Source organism: Sphingomonas rubra (assembly GCF_900115745.1).
Lineage (GTDB): Bacteria > Pseudomonadota > Alphaproteobacteria > Sphingomonadales > Sphingomonadaceae > Sphingomonas > Sphingomonas rubra.
This window is the reverse complement of sequence record NZ_FOXP01000015.1, coordinates 14,639-31,075: the sequence shown is the minus strand read 5'-3', so window position 1 is coordinate 31,075 and position 16,437 is coordinate 14,639. Positions and strand designations below refer to the sequence as shown.

Sequence of the window (16,437 nt, the reverse complement as noted above, 5' to 3'; positions counted from 1 at the left end):
AATAGACGGCCTCGGTGATCGGCAGCGGTGCAGCCTCGCGGCCCACCACCTGCGCCAGCTCGGCAACGGCACGGTCGAGCCGGCCATAAGGCTTGGCGAAAGGCGCGCTGAGGCTCGCATGGGGTCGGGCTTCAGCGCTGTAAGTCTCGATTGCGACGCGGGTGAACAGCGCCGCCATGTCGCGACGCTTAGGCTCGGGAAGCGTCTCCGCCCACGCCCGCGCGAGCTGACGCGCGCGGGCTAACTCGTACCGTTGGGCTTCAAGGTCTGCAGGCAGGTCACGCGGAAGGGCCGGGGCAAGGCTCACGCGGCGATCGATCGGTTGCGATAATCGCGCAGGACGCGCTGCACCGTCGATCGCGACACGCGGAAGAGGCTGGCAAGCTGCGCCGGCGAACCCTGGCCGGATTCCGCCTTGGCGATGATCTCGGCCCGCTGCTGGCCGGTGAGGCTCGGACGGCGCCCAAGATGCCGGCCGGCTTTCCGCGCGTGCACCAGCCCGTTCATGGTCCGCTCGCGGATCATGGCGCGCTCGAACTCAGCGAAGGCACCCAAGGTCTGGGTCATAAGCCGGCCTGCTGGCGTCGTCGTGTCCACGGCCTCCGTCATCGATCGGAAGCCAGCACCTGCAGCCGTAATCGCCTCCAGCGTGAACAGAAGATCCCGCAGCGAGCGCGACAACCGATCAAGTTTCCACACCACCAGCACGTCGCCGGGCTTCAACGCACCGATCGCGCGTGCCAGCTCAGGGCGATCGGCCTGGCCACCCGATGCCTCCTCCCGAAACACCGGATCGCATCCCGCCGCGGCGAGCGCGGCGAGTTGGGCATTTAGGTCCTGATGGTCGCCGCGAGACACCCGCGCATAGCCGATTTGCATCGTGGCGTTCTGACACGGGATTCTGACACCTGTAAACCCATGGAAAAGCTGAGCTGGTTTGTTGGTGTCAAAACCGACCGGTTGTGACACCAGCCTATCGCTTCCTGCCGAACATTGGGATTTTGTATAGTCGCCCCAAGCTGCCGCCAACATGAGGCTGCTACTGTCGCGGCATGACGCCTATCCGATGCCTTCCGATCGCCACATGGCCCCTGCTGGCGATCCTGACTGGATGCGGCAGCGATCCGGCTTCACCCCCAACTCCCCCAGCCAAGGCCGCGGCGGTCGCCCACGAAAGCGATCTGCTGAAGCTCACCCTCACGACGCAAGCGCAACAGCGTCTCGGCATCCGAACGGTAAGAATTGGCGATGGTTCGGCCGCGCAAATCCGCGCGACGAGCGGCGAGGTCGTCGTGCCGGCAACCGGCGGGGCGGGCGTGCCAACGGGATCGACGAGCAACCTCGCCCAGATCGGGGTCAGTCAGGTTGCGGCCGAAGGCGAGATCGCGCGGGCGCAAGCGCAAGTGCGGCTTGCCGTCATCGCCTATAATCGTGCCGCTGCTCTCGTGCGTGAGGAAGCGGGCAGCGTCCGAGGACGCGACGAAGCCGCGGCGGCGCTCGCCACCGCGCGGGCAGCACTGGATGCGGCGCGCGCGCAACGCGGGCTGCTCGGTCCCTCGATCGCGTCGATGGGCAATCTGTCGACGCTGTGGGTGCGGGTGCCGGTGTTCGGCACCGACGTGAGCGCCATCGAACGCGGTCGCACGGCTACGGTTCGCCCCCTCGGCGACGATCGCGCCGCTCCGCGCGCTGCGCGCCCGGTCCAGGCACCGCCCTCGGCCAATGCGGTCGCGGGCACCGTCGATCTGTTCTTCGCACTCGATAATCGCGACCGTGCCTACCGCGTCGGCCAGCGCGTCGCCGTAGCGTTGCCGCTCGGCGGGCGGGCAGACGGGCTGTCGGTCCCGACCGCGGCGATCGTCCGCGACATCTATGGCGGCGAATGGGTGTACCGGAAGACTGCACCCGACACCTATGTTCGCCAACGAATCGAGGTCGCGAGCGTCGCCGATGGCCGTGCGCTGTTGTCGCGCGGCCTGGAGCGTGGTGCCGAAGTCGTGACGGACGGGGCGGCCGAGCTGTTCGGGACCGAGTTCGGGACGCCGCACTGATGCTTGCCTGGTTGGTCCGTGCCGCGCTGACCCAGCGCGTCCTCATTCTCGCGCTCGCGGCGCTGCTGGTCGTACTTGGGCTACGCGCGACCGGCGACGTGCCGCTGGACGTGTTTCCAGAGTTCGCGCCACCGATGGTGGAGATTCAAACCGAAGCTCCGGGCCTCTCCACCGAGGAGGTGGAAAGCCTGATTACCGTGCCGATTGAAACGGCCGTGAACGGCGTCCCCGATCTGATGACGCTGCGGTCGAAGTCGGTGCTCGGTCTGTCGTCGGTATCGATCCTGTTCGATCGCGGCACCGACGTGATCCGCGCCCGCCAGCTCGTGCAGGAACGGGTAACGCAGGTGCAGGCACGGTTGCCCGCCGCCGCGCGTCCCCCGGTGATGCTCCCGCCGCTGTCGTCGACCAGTCGGGCGATGAAGATCGGCATATCGTCGGCCAAGCTCGATCAGATGCAGCTCTCCGAATTGGCGCGCTGGACGATCCGGCCGCGCCTGATGGCGGTGCCGGGCGTCGCCAACGTCGCGATCTGGGGTCTGCGTGACCGCCAATTGCAGGTTCTGGTCGATCCCGACCGACTGCGCGCTGCTGGCGTGACGCTCGCCGAACTGCGCGCCGCGGCCGGCGACGCGGTGCTGGTCGGCGGGGGCGGCTTCGTCGATACGGCAACGCAGCGCCTCGCGGTCCAGCAGACGAGCGCGATCCAGTCCTCGGCCGATCTTGCCCAGGCGGTCATCAAGCAGAGCGGCGAAGCGCCGGTCCGCATCGGCGACGTCGCCCGCGTGGTCGACGGCTTCGCCGCGCCGATCGGCAATGCGATCATCGACGACGGCCCCGGCCTGATGCTGATCGTCGAGAAGCAGCCGACCGGCAACACCCTCCAGCTTACCCGTGACGTGGAGGCCGCGATCGGTGAGCTGAAGCCGGGCCTGCGCGACGTGAAGGTCGATACGACGATCTTCCGCCCGGCGACCTTCATCGAACGCTCGATCGACAACCTGACACGCGCGCTCGCGATCGGCTGCCTGCTCGTGGCCGTGGTGCTGTTCGTCTTCACCCGCGATTGGCGGCAGGCGACGATCAGTCTGGTCGCCATACCGCTGTCGCTGCTCGGCGCGGGGCTGGTGCTGCTGTGGAGTGGTGCCACGATCAACACGATGGTGATCGCCGGACTGGTCATCGCGCTCGGCGAGGTGGTCGATGACGCGATCATCGACGTGGAGAACATCGCTCGCCGGCTGCGGCTTAACCGCGAGGCGGGCAACCCGCGCTCCAATTTCGATGTGGTGCTGTCCGCCTCGCTGGAAGTGCGATCGGCGGTGGTGTTTGCCTCGCTGATCGTGATGCTGGTGTTCCTGCCGATCTTCTTTTTGGGCGGGGTCGCGGGGACGTTCTTTCAGCCGCTTGCCATCGCCTATGTGCTGGCGATTGCCGCGTCGTTGCTGGTCGCGCTGGTGGTGACGCCGGCGATGTGCCTGTTCCTGCTGCCGAACGCGCCCCTCAAGGCAGAGCGTGACACGCGGCTCGTCGGGGCGCTCAAGCGCCGCTACGCCGGGGTGCTGCCGCGCATGGTGGCGCGACCGGCGCTGGCGATGGGGATCGTCGCGGGCGGCCTGCTGCTGGCCGGCGTCGGCTACGCCGGGTTCAAGGATCAGTTCCTGCCCGACTTTCGCGAAACCGACTTCCTGATGCACTTCGTCGAGAAGCCCGGCACGTCGATCGAGGCGATGGACCGCATCACGATCCGCGCCTCCAAGGAACTGCGCGCAATCCCCGGCGTGCGCAACTTCGGCGCGCATATCGGCCGTGCGGAAGCCGCGGACGAGGTGGTCGGCCCGAACTTCACCGAGCTATGGATCAGCCTGGACGAGAATGTCGACTATGACGCCAGCGTCGCGCGTATCAAGGAAGTGATCGACGGCTATCCCGGCCTCTACCGCGACGTGCTCACCTATTTGCGCGAGCGCATCAAGGAAGTGTTGAGCGGCGCGGGCGCGACCGTCGTCGTCCGCATCTTCGGTCCCGATCAGGTCGAGCTTCGCGCCACGGCTGAGCGGGTGCGGGCCAGGGTCGCGGCGATCGACGGGGTTGCGGATCTCAAGGTCGAGCAACAGGTGCTGGTGCCGCAGATTCAGGTCCGTCCCCGGCCCGGCGATCTGGCCACGCTGGGCCTCACCGCGGGCGAAGTACGGCGACAGGCGCAAACCTTGGTCGCGGGGCAGAAGGTCGGCGAAATCTACCGCGACCAGAAAGCGTTCGACGTGGCGCTGTGGGGCGAACCCAAGGTGCGCGGCGATGTCCACGCGCTTGCCGACATGATGATCCAGACGCCTGCGGGCGCGCCGGTGCGGCTGCGCGACGTGGCCGATATCCGCATCATGCCTGCCCCGAACGAGATCAAGCGCGAGAACGGTCAGCGCCGGATCGACGTCACGCTCAATGTAGCCGGTGCGGACCTCGGCACTGTCGCGCGCGCTGTCGAAACGGCTGTGGGTCAGGTGCCGTTCGCGACCGGATACCATCCCCAGGTGCTGGGCGAATATGCGGCGCTGCGTGACTCGCGCCAGCGGCTCTGGACGACGGGGCTGCTCTGCCTGCTCGGCGTTCTGCTGCTGGTGTGGCTGGAGTTTCGATCGGCACGGATCACCGCGCTGGTCGCGACCAGCCTGCCGTTCGCGCTGGTCGGCGGGGTAGTCGGCGTGGCGCTGACGGGTGGGGTGCTGTCGCTCGGCTCGCTGGTCGGCTTCGTGACGGTCATCGGCATCTCGGCACGCAACGGCATCATGCTGCTGTCGCACTACGATCATCTCCGCCGGTTCGAGGGCGAAGCGTTCGGCCCGCGCCTGATCCTGCGCGGCGCGGAGGAACGGTTGGTGCCGATCCTGATGACCGCCGCGTGCGCCGGCCTTGCGCTGCTGCCGCTGATCGTCGCCGGCAACGCGCCGGGCCATGAAATCGAGCATCCGATGGCGATCGTCATCTTGGGCGGACTCATCTCCTCGACCGTGCTCAACCTGTTCCTGATGCCCGCGCTCTATGCGCGCTTCGGCCGGGAGAAGCCCGCGCCCGATGCCCCGCTCGCCGGAGTTCCCGCATGATCCGCCGGTTTGCTCCGATCGCCGCGCTCGCGGTCGTGGGGTGCATGACCGCGCCTCTGCCCCCGCCGACGATCGCACCCGCGACCGCCAGGGGTGCTTTCGCAAACCTTCCGACCGCGGCGATCGGCCCGGTCCCGAATGACTGGTGGCGGCTGTACGACGATCCGGCGCTTGATCGACTGGTCGAGGCGAGCCTTGCCGCCAATGCCGATCTGCGCGTCGCCTATGCCAATCTCGACGGCGCGCGCGCGGCACTGCGGCAGGCGCGCGCCGCGCGGCTGCCGCAAACCACGATCGAGAGCGCGGGAACGATCGACAACAGCGCGACGCAACCGAGCGCGTCATCGAACGTACCTACCACCGACTACGATCTTGCCCTGACCGCGAGCTGGGATATCGACCTGTTCGGCCGCCTGCGCTCGGGCGCGCTGGCGGCGGGGGCCGATGCCGATGCTCAGGCCGCGGCGCTGGACTCCCTGCGCGTCGCGGTCGTGGCGGATACGGTGCTCGCCTATGTCGATCTGTGCGGTGCGACCCGTGCGGCGAATGTCTCGCGCGAGATAATCGCGGTTCAGGAACGCTCGGTTGGGGTGGTGCGCGACCAGCTTGCCGCTGGCGAAGTCTCCCCGCTCGAAGTCTCTCAGGCCGCCAGCCTGCTGGAATCCACCCGCGCAACGCTGGCCCCGTTCGAGGCGGCGCGCACGAATGCCCTGTACCGGATCGCAACCTTGCAGGGCCGTCCTCCCACTGAAGCGCGCGGGTTCAACATCGTCTGCAATGCGCCCCCGAAGCTCCGTGCGGCGGTGCCCGTGGGCGACGGACAGGCGCTGCTGCTACGTCGCCCCGATATTCGCGAAGCCGAACGCCGCCTCGCCGCAGCCGCGGCGCGGATCGGTGTTGCCCGCGCCGATCTCTACCCGCGCGTGAACCTAGGCGGTGCGGTCGGGCTGCTGACGGGTGGCTTCGTCGCGACGGCTTCACCGCTCATAAGCTGGGCCTTCCCCAATCAGGCCCCGGCGCGCGCACGACTGAAACAGGCCCGCGCGACCGAGCGTGCTGCGCTCGCCGGTTGGGATGTGGCGGTATTGCGGGCGCTGCGCGAAGTCGAAACCGCGCTCGCCGCTTATGACAGCGAAGTGCGTCGTAATCGTGCGCTCGATGCCGCACGCGTCCAGTCCGCGCTCTACGCGCGCCGTGCAGCCGCTCGTGTTCGGCTTGGGGATACCGCCTCGCTGATCCAGTTCGATGCCGAGCGCGCGCGGGTGCAAGCCGCGCTCGCCCAGGCACAGTCCGACCTCACCGTGGCGCAATCCCAGGTTGCACTGTTCCGGGCGCTCGGTGGTGGATGGCAGACGAACGGCCCGGCGGGTTAGAAGGGCAGTCATGCGAATCCTGATCGTGGAAGATGATGACGAGACCAACCGCTTCGTGGCCCGCGGGCTTGCGGAGCTGGGGCATCATGTCATCACGAGCACCGATGGTCGCGATGGACTATTTCAGGCGACTGGCGACCAGTTCGACGCGCTGATTGTCGATCGGATGCTTCCCGGTCTGGATGGCCTGTCGCTAATCAAGGCATTGCGCGCGGCGGGCAATATGACGCCGGCTCTCATGCTCACTGCTGTGGGCGGCATCGCCGATCGTGTCGAAGGACTGGAAGGCGGTGCCGACGATTATCTGGTCAAGCCATTCGCCTTTTCCGAGCTGGCAGCGCGCGTTCATGCCCTCGGGCGTCGTCCAGCTACCCAGACCGAAGCGAGCGTGCTCGTTATTGGTGCGATCGAGCTCGATCTTCACCGGCGCACCGTCACGCGAGACGGTCGCCGGATCGTGCTGCAACCGCGCGAATTCGCGTTGCTCGCCGAGCTGATGCGCAATCCGCGCCGGGTGATGACGCGCACGATGCTGCTGGAACGTGTCTGGGATTTCGATTTCGATCCCAAGACGAACATCGTCGAGACGCATCTGAGCCGCCTGCGCTCCAAGCTCAACGCCGGGTTCGACGATGATGCGATCGAAACCGTGCGCGGCGCTGGCTACATGGTGCGCGGCGGGTGATGACCCGCCCGTGGCGATCAACCTTCGGGCTCGTCGCTTTGGTCGCGTCCTGCTTCGCGCTTGCGACGCTTGTCATCGGCGTCGTCGCCTATGAAGTGACGCACGAAGCCCTTGAGATCCAGCTCGATCACCGCGTTGCCATCGAGACGCGCGCGCTGATCGACGAAGGCGATGACGGTCCTACTGGCGTCGCGGCTGCGATCCGCCGGCGCGAGGCGGCGCGAAGCACCGCCAGTCTGGAGTACCTGCTGGTCGACCCGGCGGGTCGCCGCGTGGCGGGGTCGCTCGACGCGACCGCCCCGACCCTGCCGGGTTATCTGGAATTGCTGCATTACCGGCGCGACGGCGAACACCGGATCGCACAGGCCCTGACCACCCGGTTGCCTGACAGCAGCCGGCTGGTCGTCGCGGCCGATCGCGAAGTCATCGACGAGATGGATGCGACGCTGCTCAAGCTGTTCGCCGGCGCATTCGGCGTCATGCTGCTGCTCGGCATCGGCGGGGCCTGGCTGGTCGGTGCGGTGACACGCGCACGCCTCTCGCGCATCGACCGCACCGCCCTCGCGATCATCGATGGTGATCTTGCGCGACGTATGCCGCTCACCGGTGCAGGTGACGAGTTCGATCGCGTGTCGGCGACGCTCAACCGGATGCTCGACCGGATCGGTGGACTGATGGACAATCTGCGCCAAGTGTCGAGCGACGTAGCCCACGACCTGCGCACCCCGCTGACGCGCCTGCATAACCGGCTCGATGAAGCGCTATCGGCACGGGATGTGGACGAGAAACGCCAAGCGATCGAGGCCGCTGCCGCACAATCACGCGAACTGCTGGATATCTTCGGGGCATTGCTGCGCATCGCGGAGGTGGAAGCGTTGTCCCCTCGCGCCCATTTTCAGGACTTGCCGCTGGACCAACTGGTCGAGGAACTGGTCGACACCTACCGCCCCGATATGGAGGCAAGCGGCCATCTGCTCGTCACAGCGATTGCACCCGCGATCTGGACGACGGGCGATCGACGGCTGCTGCAACAGCTTATCACCAATCTCCTCGACAACGCGCTCCGCCACACCCCCCCGGGAACGACGGTTCGTGTCGAGCTGGAGCGTGATGAAGCCATTGCTCGCCTGACGGTCGCCGATGACGGACACGGTGTAGCACCCGAAGATGCGCCCCGGCTGTTCCAGCGGTTCGCGCGCGCGGAACGTAGCCGATCGTCGGAAGGTCATGGCCTGGGCCTGGCGCTCGTTGCTGCGGTCGCGACAGCGCACCGGGGCACGGCCTCGCTGCTCGCGCCGCCCGGATTTGGTGTCGCTGTCGAACTCCCGATCCGCGGGAATGACTGATTTGGAAGTCGGGAACACATGATGACGATCGGCGACAGGCGCGAACTTTTGAGCAAGGTGCCGGCGATCACGCTGGGTTTCTGGATCATCAAGATTCTGGCGACGACGCTCGGCGAAACCGCCGGTGATACCGTCAGCATGTCGATGAACCTGGGCTATCTTGTCGGCACCGCGATTTTCCTGACGGCGTTGATCGCGCTGGTCTGGTGGCAGGTGACGGCGACGCGTTTCCACCCCTTTCTCTACTGGGCGACGATCATCGCATCGACGACCGCGGGAACGACGATGGCGGACTTCGCCACGCGGTCGTTGAGCATCGGCTATACCGGAGGTTCGGCGCTGCTGCTCGGATGCGTGCTGGCGTCCCTGTTCGCTTGGTATCGCACCCTTGGCTCGATCTCGGTCGATACCGTTCGGGGATCCAAGGCGGAGCTGTTCTACTGGCTCACCATCACCTTCTCGCAGACGCTCGGCACGGCACTCGGTGATTGGACAGCGGACACCGGGGGCCTCGGCTATCTGGGTGCAGCGGCGATCTTCGGCGCGATGCTGGCGATACTCGCCGGCCTCTACTTCTTGACGAAGGCAAACCGGGTATTCTTGTTCTGGGCGGCGTTCATCCTGACCCGGCCGCTCGGCGCGGCCGTAGGCGATTTCCTCGATAAGCCGATCGCAAAAGGCGGGCTCGATTTCAGCCGCCCGCTCGCTTCGGCAGTGCTTGCGGCGGCCATCCTGGCCCTCATCCTGATCCTGCCACAACGCGCAGGCCAACATCCTGGTGAGAACAGAGCCGGGTAAATTGAACCGGTTTCTCGCCACGACAAACCGCTATTGAAAGACTGCCTGTGTTCGATCGCCTAATCGAGTTTCTTAACGAAGCCGGCTACCTCGGCATTGCCGTGCTGATGTTTCTTGAAAATGTGTTTCCGCCAATCCCCTCCGAAATCATTATGCCCGCTGCCGGTTTTGGCGCGGGGCAAGGGCGATTGAGTCTGTTCGGCGTGATCGTGGCTGGTACGGGCGGCTCGGTCGCGGGCGCGCTGTTCTGGTATTATGTCGGCAAGTGGATCGGTGCCGATCGGTTGCGGCGCTGGGCGGGGCGGCACGGGCGCTGGCTGACGCTTGCACCACGGGACATCGACCGCGTGGACCGCTGGTTCGATCGACATTCCGGCAAAGCCGTGTTGCTCGGCAGGCTCGTCCCCGCGCTGCGAACGCTGATCTCGGTACCAGCAGGCGTGTTCGGTATGAGCCTACCGCGTTTTCTGCTGTTCACGACGCTTGGAACCGCGCTCTGGACGACACTGTTAGCAGTGGCCGGCTACCTTCTTGAAGGGCAATACCGGATCGTTGCCGCCTACCTGAATCCGATTACCAACATCATCGTCGGGCTGGTGATCGCCGCATATCTCTATCGGGTGGCGACGTGGCGCGCCACCTAAAGTCAAAACCGGAACGGTTGTGACACCTCGGCCGATGCGGGTCGTTCTCGTCTAGGCTTGCCGGGTCAGAAGCCGGCAAGCAAGATGCCTCTCTCCCCATCGGGTTGCGAAAGCGTCCGATATGACCTTCCAGTCGCCGCCTGCGCTGCTCACACCGTGGTTTACCCCCATGCAGGAGCATTGGCACTCCTCGCCCTGGGCCGCCCAACAGGCAGGCGCGCATTTCTCCTGCTCACGGTAGGGCTGGATGATGTAGACAATGCCGAACTTGTCGAGGCAGGCGCGAACCAGCTTGTTGAACCACGCCTGCGGCAGCTCCCAATGCTTTGCCTTTGCATCCCACTCCGGGTTCTTTCGACCGAACGATCCAAGCCAAGGCCGGTTGGTAAGGGCATAGGGCAGCCGCGCCAGCAACGGGTTTCCTGGTCCGCGACGATACAGAACAGGGATCGCGCCCTGATTCCAGATTTGCCGTAGCTGGTCCTCAGTTCCCTCGCTCACGTCTGGTCTGCTGCCCTCGTCTAGGTGAAAGCCTCATCGGCAAGATGAGCCGTTCTCTTAGGCATTGAAAGCCGATGATTATGCCCGCTGCGAAAGCTGTCGATTGAACCGGTCAAATGTATCCTCTTCGTCAACCTCCCAATCAGCATATCCACCTTCAACGTCGTCAAAAACAAGAAGCGAGATGGTCATTTCATAGCGATCGGCGAAGATCGCCATTTCTCTTACGTCGGTTGATGCGCCCCATATCTGTCGATCGAGCATTGCCCCGCGAGTGGCATCAGGGAGGATCAAGGCCGGCTGGGCCGCGAGCGATCCGACCGGCAGCTCCATCCCCTGCGGGAAAAAAATCCGCCTCTTTTTCGCACTCGTGCTTCGCCAGCACCAAAGCACAAATCCATTCGTGGCGACGACGAGGGCAGCACACTTAGGGGTGAAATCCAGCCATTTGATCGCTGCGGCTGTCATCGAAACGCCATAGCGGTCGGCGCATTGGCGCAGCAGCTCCAACGTCATCTCATCTCCGCCAACCTGAGCACGATAGTCGTTGATCGGCATGAGAAGGTAAGAGGCGAAGGCATCGGCCTCTTGTTCGATCTTTCGGCGGACGGCATCGCGATCAAGCCCCAGCACTCGCTCCTGCCCACATTCAAAACCATCGGGACTAAGTGCGCGGTGGACGAGGTAATGCCCCAGCTCATGGGCTAGGGTGAAGTTGATCCGACCAGCAGAAATGATGTTGGGATTGTAGAGAATGGCCCATTTTCCGCTTTTGCGTAGCGGAAACAGGGCACCCTCAAAATGATCGACCTCCGCCTTTTCGATCTTCTTGATGGGATCGGGAAAGCGCTGGGTATAGTCCATCGCGATCGTCACGACCTCAACCGGGAATCTTGGTCCCCATGCCTGGGTGAGGAAGTTCGCCCAAGCTATCGGTTGGGTCGGATCAGGCATTATTCGTCATCCAACACATCGAGGATGCGCTTCAACTTTTCCTTCACGTTCGGATCGGCTCCCTGGTATTTGCGATAAAACGCCTCGTCGAACTCATCGACGGTAGCATTGGTACGATCTTCGTCGGCCAGAAACTCTGGCGTGACGCCTAGCACGGCAGCGATGCGGTTCAGCTTTTCGCCGGATGGGCGGGCAACCGGCTTGTTCTCAATTTCCCAAATGTAGCTTTTACTGCTGCCGGTGGCCTGCGCGAGCTGGTCGAGGGTGAGACCCTTTTCCTGTCGCAGGTCGCGAACCTTACGACCCAAGGTTGATGACATGGTTTCTCCGTGAAAATTTGCCTGTTCGGTGCTACCATCACATTTCCTACTTGAACAGCGAACTCGTAGTTGCCATATATCCCGTGCCGGTAGTCCGAACTCCGCCGGCAACCCTTAGGTTGACGGGAGATTGAAGATGGCAGGTAAAAAAGGCGGCGGCGGACATTTCCGCAGCGCGATCAGCGGGCGCTTCGTGACAACGGGTCACGGCAAAGCAAGCCCCCGCACAACGGTCCACGAGTCCAATAGCTCGGGTGCCAGCTCGGGCGCGCATTTCCGCAGTGCAATCAGCGGTCGTTACGTGACGACCGCTCACGGCAAAGCGAGCCCCCGCACCACCGTGCGTGAAAGCTGAGGGAGGCTGATATGCAATTTGAAGGCGCTGTGCTCCGCGAACAGGGAGTTACGTTCGCGATCGTCGTCGTGAAGCGGCATGTCGTGGACAATCGGACCGAAGCTCAATCGGCGATCCGGTCATTCAGTCCGGTGTTCCCAGGCGTGCCGGTCGTGCTCATGGCGCAGGATTCGTCAGGGCGAGCGACCTATTTCGGTCGGCCTGACATTACGCGGTTCATGTCGCACGTGTCGCCCAGCCGCGTGCCCTGGAAACGTTACACTCTCAATTAGGAGCTACAATCATGGCCGACGTTCAAGTCACTTGTATTAACAAGCAGCCACGCAATAGCACTCATGAAGGTATTACCCATCTTGGGGGCAATGGCTGGAAGTGGACACGCAACGAGGTAATCCAGTCAATTCGCGGCAAAACGAATACATTCTTCACTCGCGTCAACGGCACACGCGCTGATATTGGCGTCGTTGATGGGCAGAACGGGCCTTACGTTCGCACCTATGCTGACGGGAAGTGGAACGATAATCTTCTCGCTTTGCCGGAATGTGCCTGACGGAGTTTAGACTCCTCTAGCGCTCGCCCCCCTAACGCACAGGCGCGACCCGGATCGTGCATCGCACCGTCTCACGCGTTCGGGCTGCGGCCTTGCTGCATCCTTCGATCGCCTCACGGTTGGCCGTCACGATCCTGTCGGCCCCGACGATGGCGCGGAACGCGGTCGGGCTGGCGCTCTGCATCATCCGCTGCCCTGCTTCCCAACGGGGAAGGTCGAGCGTCCTTGCCGCCATGCGCTCGGGCCATTGCCAGCTCGCCGGCGCGACCTCGCGCGCGACGAGGCCGGGCAGGACCGCCCATGCCAGGATGCCTATCGCCGCCCCGCCCAGCCCGAACCACAGCTGCCGGTTCTTCTGGTCGGCCCGCGTCCATGCCGATCCGGCGATGGCGCGAAGCTCGGCCATGACACGGGCCTTGTCCTCGCCGGCCTTGGCGAGCGCCGCCTGATCCTCACGCCGGGCAGCGTTGCCCGCTGCGGCGATCCGCTGCGCCATCTGCTCGGGGGTCATCGCCAGCGCCGGACTCCGCGCGATCACGTCGTTGATGACCGCGATCCGGTCCGCCGTGGCGTCCACGCCCTGCTGCATACGCCCCAGCGTCTCGGAATAGTCGGGCACGTCGATATGCGCCCGCTCGGCCGCCAAGCCCTCCACAGCACGGCGTAGCAACGCCAGCTCGCGGTCCTGGCCTTCGATCACGGCGCGCAACCGGTCGAACGCCTCCGCCGGATCGCCGCCTTCCTGAATATCGTCGTCCATCGTCACCTACCGGCTCATGCCACGGTCGCGGTCCCGCCCGATGCTGACCGACTGCGCCAATTCCTGCCCGATCGACCGGCCACGTTCCATGCTCAATGCCAGTTCGGGGGCGCGTCGCTGCAACACGGATTCGAGCTGCGGGTCGCGATGCAATCCGCCCGCGATGCCCTCCATGCGCTTGCCCAGCTTCTCCGCACCTGCATGGTCGCCGGCACGCTCCATGCTGGCGCGCGCTTCCATCATACCCTTCCACTGCTCCACGAACCGGCCGGCGCGCTTCTCCGGATCGATGCGGACCTGACGCTCTGCCTCCATCGCTTTGGCCGCGCCGCTGATGTTGCCCCCCGCGGCCTGCTCAATCAACTTCGGATCGCGCGACAATGCCGATGCGAGGTCGCGTGCGGCATGGGGCCGGACCTGGTCTAGCGCATCGCCGGCCTTCGCCAGCTTCTGTTCTTGGTGCGCCAGCACCGGCAACCCCTTGTCCTTCATCCGGTCTATATCGGCTGCGGCGCGCCCATAGCGTTCGATCGCGCGGGCCTGCGAGGGTGCCAGCGGCCGATCGGCCGCGACACGCTCCGGCGACGTCGCTTTTTCGATCGCTGGTTTCGGCCGGAAGCCGTCGAACATGCCCCGCGCCTTGTCGCGGACCTTCGCCACCACCTGGCGCGCGAGTTCCGGGAACCGGATCTCGCGCCGATCGGCGAACGCGCGCGCCTGATCCTGCTCGGGCCGGGTGTAGTCGCCGGCCATGTCCTTGCCCCGGTCGCGCGACAGGGCGCGGACGAGCTGGCGCCGATCGGCGAAGTCGTCGCGGCCATAATGGAGCTGCACGTCGTCGCGGTGCCGGGACATGCCGACATAAGCACTGTGGCGGTCCATGCCCGGGGTGGCGAGGACGTGCGCGCGATCGACCGTCACGCCCTGCGATTTGTGGAACGTCGCCGCATAGCCATGATCGACATGGGCATAATCCTTCGTGTCGAACGCGACCCCGCGCCCGTCATCGAGGCGCACCGCCATGCCCTCGGGCGATACCCGCTCGATCGTCGCCAGCGTGCCGTTCTTTACCCCCATGCCGCGCTCGTTGCGCAGGAACATGATGCGGTCGCCGGTCGCGAACTGCCGCTCGCCGCGCTCGGCCTTCACCGTCACGTCGTCGCCAAGGTCGCCGCTCGCGCGCAACCGGTCGCGCGCCTCGCCATTGAGGCTCTGCACCTCGGCGTTGGTATGGGTGAGAATGATCCGGCTCTTGCCCGGCTCGGCCTGGCGCGCGCGATCCCAACCATCGACCAGCTCGCCCCGCGCCTGTTCGCGCGTGTCGGCCGCGTGGACCATGCCGCCTTGGTCATAGGCGTGAATCGCCTCGCCGGTGCGTCCCGTCGCCAGCGCGCGCGTCGCGTCGCGTTGCCAGTCCTCGCGCTGCCGCCTGATCTCGGCGATCTCGGCTGCGCCGTGGCGCTCGGTGACGCTGCGGAACGCCGCGCCGGCCTCGATCGCCTGCAACTGCTCGGGATCGCCGACCATGACGACCTTGGCCCCGGCGTCACGCGCCTGGCCCAACACCCGCTCCATCTGGCGTGAGCCGATCATGCCCGCCTCGTCCACGACCAGCACGTCACGCGGGCCTAGCTGCTCGCGCCCCTGCCCCCATGCGTGTTCGAGACTGGCGATGGTGCGGGATTGAATGCCCGACCCGCCCTCAAGATTCTCGGCCGCGATGCCCGACAGCGCCGCGCCACGAACCGTGTAGCCCTCCCGCTCCCACGCCTCACGCGCGACGCCAAGCATCGCCGATTTGCCGCTGCCGGCATAGCCGACGACGGACGCCAGAGCCGCGTCGCCGGTGACATGATCGAAGGCGTCGCGCTGCTCGCCCGACAGGACAAGGCCTTTGGCACTGGCCGCGCCGATCGCAGCGTCACGATGCCGATCAGCGACGCCGTGCCCGGTGCGCCCCGCCAGCTCGTCGCCGGCACGCTCAAGCCGGTTCTCCACCGCGATCATGTCGCGGGATGTAAACCGCTCCTGGTCGCGTCCGTCCTTGCCCAATGCGACCAGCTCGGGTGATGCGCGCACCGCGCCCATTACCTGGTCGAACTGCTCCTTGCCGTCGCTATGCCGGAACGCGAACGTCGCAAGGTCGCGGGTGGTGAATGTCGCCTGCTGCCGGGTGATCGCGTCCAGCGCGACATTGGGATCGGCGATGATCCGATCACCGTTCTCCCGCGCAATGCGGGTGTGATCCTCGATCCGCTCCGCCTCAAGCCCCTGCTCCGATCGCCGCGATGCTGCGGGTCCGATCTTGTGCTGCGGTTCAAGCGCGATGCCCTGCGCTTCATAGGAGCGATGGTCGATCCGCCCCTCAAGCCCCAGCTCGGCCATGCGCTCGTTGACGTGCGCGCTCCACGCCTCGCGCCAATCCTTCAACAACTCGGTGCTGTTCCAGTCCCGGTTCTTCTGCCCGAACCCCTCCGGCCCAACGTCGCGCATCGCCAGCATGACGTGCGCGTGCGGCTTGGGACTGCCGTCCTTCGCCTTGTCCCAATGCACGTTCAGGTCCGCGACCATCCCGCGATCGACAAACTGCTTCTTCACGAAATCACGCGCGAGCTGGACACCCTGCTTCTCGTTCATCTCGCGCGGAATCGAGAACTCCACTTCGCGGGCAAGCTGCGCGTCCTTGCGCTTCTCGCCTGCCTCCACCTCATTCCACAAGGTTGTGCGGTCTTTTAAACGCTCCGGTGCGCCCTCCGGCAACATCACCTGGGAGTGGATGACTCCCGCCTTGTTGCTAAAGTCATGATCGCGGTTCAGCCGATCGTCGTGCAGCTCGGACGCGGAACGATAGGCGGCGCTCGCAACGGCGCTCGATCCGTTCGCGCGGCTCACAACCTTGGCGGAGAAGTGATAGATCGCCATGACGCTCCGCATACTGCCCTACTTAGCGCACGTCGGCAACGACGTATAAGCGCGCACTCACGATCTGCTTCGCATCT

The 16,437-nt window shown here is 65.4% G+C and carries 14 protein-coding genes; 8 read left to right on the top strand and 6 right to left on the bottom strand.

Annotation, left to right across the window (positions count from 1 at the left end; translation table 11 throughout):
* Positions 1 to 303 precede the first annotated feature (303 nt).
* The gene (locus BM145_RS15010; protein WP_064313104.1) at positions 304 to 879 is read right to left on the bottom strand and encodes a recombinase family protein; all 576 of its coding nucleotides are present in this window, start codon (positions 877 to 879) and stop codon (positions 304 to 306) included.
* Between the two features lie 173 nt (positions 880 to 1,052).
* On the opposite strand from BM145_RS15010, the gene BM145_RS15005 reads away from it, so the two are divergent.
* From BM145_RS15005 to BM145_RS14975, 7 genes are read left to right on the top strand one after another with little or no spacing between them, the layout of a single operon-like run.
* Positions 1,053 to 2,051 (top strand): efflux RND transporter periplasmic adaptor subunit, encoded by a 999-nt coding sequence (locus BM145_RS15005; RefSeq protein ID WP_093334457.1) that lies wholly within the window; start codon positions 1,053 to 1,055, stop codon positions 2,049 to 2,051.
* Positions 2,051 to 5,152 carry an efflux RND transporter permease subunit gene (locus tag BM145_RS15000; RefSeq protein WP_093334456.1) on the top strand — a complete coding sequence of 1,034 codons (3,102 nt, stop codon included), beginning with the start codon at positions 2,051 to 2,053 and terminating at the stop codon, positions 5,150 to 5,152. The genes BM145_RS15005 and BM145_RS15000 overlap by 1 nt, the downstream gene beginning before the upstream one ends.
* The gene (locus BM145_RS14995) at positions 5,149 to 6,525 is read left to right on the top strand and encodes an efflux transporter outer membrane subunit (RefSeq protein WP_064311341.1); all 1,377 of its coding nucleotides are present in this window, start codon (positions 5,149 to 5,151) and stop codon (positions 6,523 to 6,525) included. The genes BM145_RS15000 and BM145_RS14995 overlap by 4 nt, the downstream gene beginning before the upstream one ends.
* 10 nt (positions 6,526 to 6,535) lie before the next feature.
* Complete coding sequence (locus tag BM145_RS14990; RefSeq protein WP_064311340.1) at positions 6,536 to 7,210, top strand: response regulator transcription factor; 675 nt, start codon at positions 6,536 to 6,538, stop codon at positions 7,208 to 7,210.
* Positions 7,210 to 8,556 (top strand): sensor histidine kinase, encoded by a 1,347-nt coding sequence (locus BM145_RS14985; protein WP_064311339.1) that lies wholly within the window; start codon positions 7,210 to 7,212, stop codon positions 8,554 to 8,556. The genes BM145_RS14990 and BM145_RS14985 overlap by 1 nt, the downstream gene beginning before the upstream one ends.
* An 18-nt stretch (positions 8,557 to 8,574) precedes the next feature.
* Positions 8,575 to 9,354, top strand: a complete 780-nt coding sequence (locus BM145_RS14980) for a COG4705 family protein (protein WP_245739399.1) — start codon at positions 8,575 to 8,577, stop codon at positions 9,352 to 9,354.
* 47 nt (positions 9,355 to 9,401) lie between these two features.
* The gene (locus BM145_RS14975) at positions 9,402 to 9,998 is read left to right on the top strand and encodes a DedA family protein (RefSeq protein ID WP_064311338.1); all 597 of its coding nucleotides are present in this window, start codon (positions 9,402 to 9,404) and stop codon (positions 9,996 to 9,998) included.
* A gap of 51 nt (positions 9,999 to 10,049) precedes the next feature.
* Here BM145_RS14975 and BM145_RS14970 read toward each other — a convergent pair whose 3' ends face one another.
* The 3 genes from BM145_RS14970 to BM145_RS14960 all read right to left on the bottom strand — a co-directional run bounded on the left by BM145_RS14970 (position 10,050) and on the right by BM145_RS14960 (position 11,773).
* Positions 10,050 to 10,412, bottom strand: a complete 363-nt coding sequence (locus tag BM145_RS14970) for a hypothetical protein (protein WP_198161973.1) — start codon at positions 10,410 to 10,412, stop codon at positions 10,050 to 10,052.
* A gap of 165 nt (positions 10,413 to 10,577) precedes the next feature.
* Positions 10,578 to 11,453, bottom strand: coding sequence for an ImmA/IrrE family metallo-endopeptidase (locus tag BM145_RS14965; protein ID WP_064311336.1), 876 nt, complete (start codon positions 11,451 to 11,453; stop codon positions 10,578 to 10,580).
* Positions 11,453 to 11,773 carry a helix-turn-helix domain-containing protein gene (locus BM145_RS14960; protein ID WP_064311335.1) on the bottom strand — a complete coding sequence of 107 codons (321 nt, stop codon included), beginning with the start codon at positions 11,771 to 11,773 and terminating at the stop codon, positions 11,453 to 11,455. Before BM145_RS14960 ends, BM145_RS14965 begins: the two co-directional genes overlap by 1 nt.
* 638 nt (positions 11,774 to 12,411) lie before the next feature.
* Between BM145_RS14960 and BM145_RS14945 the strand changes: the two genes are divergently transcribed.
* Complete coding sequence (locus tag BM145_RS14945; RefSeq protein WP_084445276.1) at positions 12,412 to 12,678, top strand: DUF3892 domain-containing protein; 267 nt, start codon at positions 12,412 to 12,414, stop codon at positions 12,676 to 12,678.
* Positions 12,679 to 12,709: 31 nt separating this feature from the next.
* Here BM145_RS14945 and BM145_RS14940 read toward each other — a convergent pair whose 3' ends face one another.
* Together BM145_RS14940 and traA are read right to left on the bottom strand one after the other, a co-directional pair.
* Positions 12,710 to 13,438: a DUF6118 family protein gene (locus BM145_RS14940; RefSeq protein ID WP_093334460.1), complete on the bottom strand. Its 729-nt coding sequence runs from the start codon at positions 13,436 to 13,438 to the stop codon at positions 12,710 to 12,712.
* 6 nt (positions 13,439 to 13,444) lie between these two features.
* A complete protein-coding gene (gene traA, locus BM145_RS14935; RefSeq protein ID WP_064311362.1) occupies positions 13,445 to 16,360 on the bottom strand; it encodes a Ti-type conjugative transfer relaxase TraA in 2,916 nt (971 codons plus the stop codon).
* Positions 16,361 to 16,437: the final 77 nt, after the last annotated feature.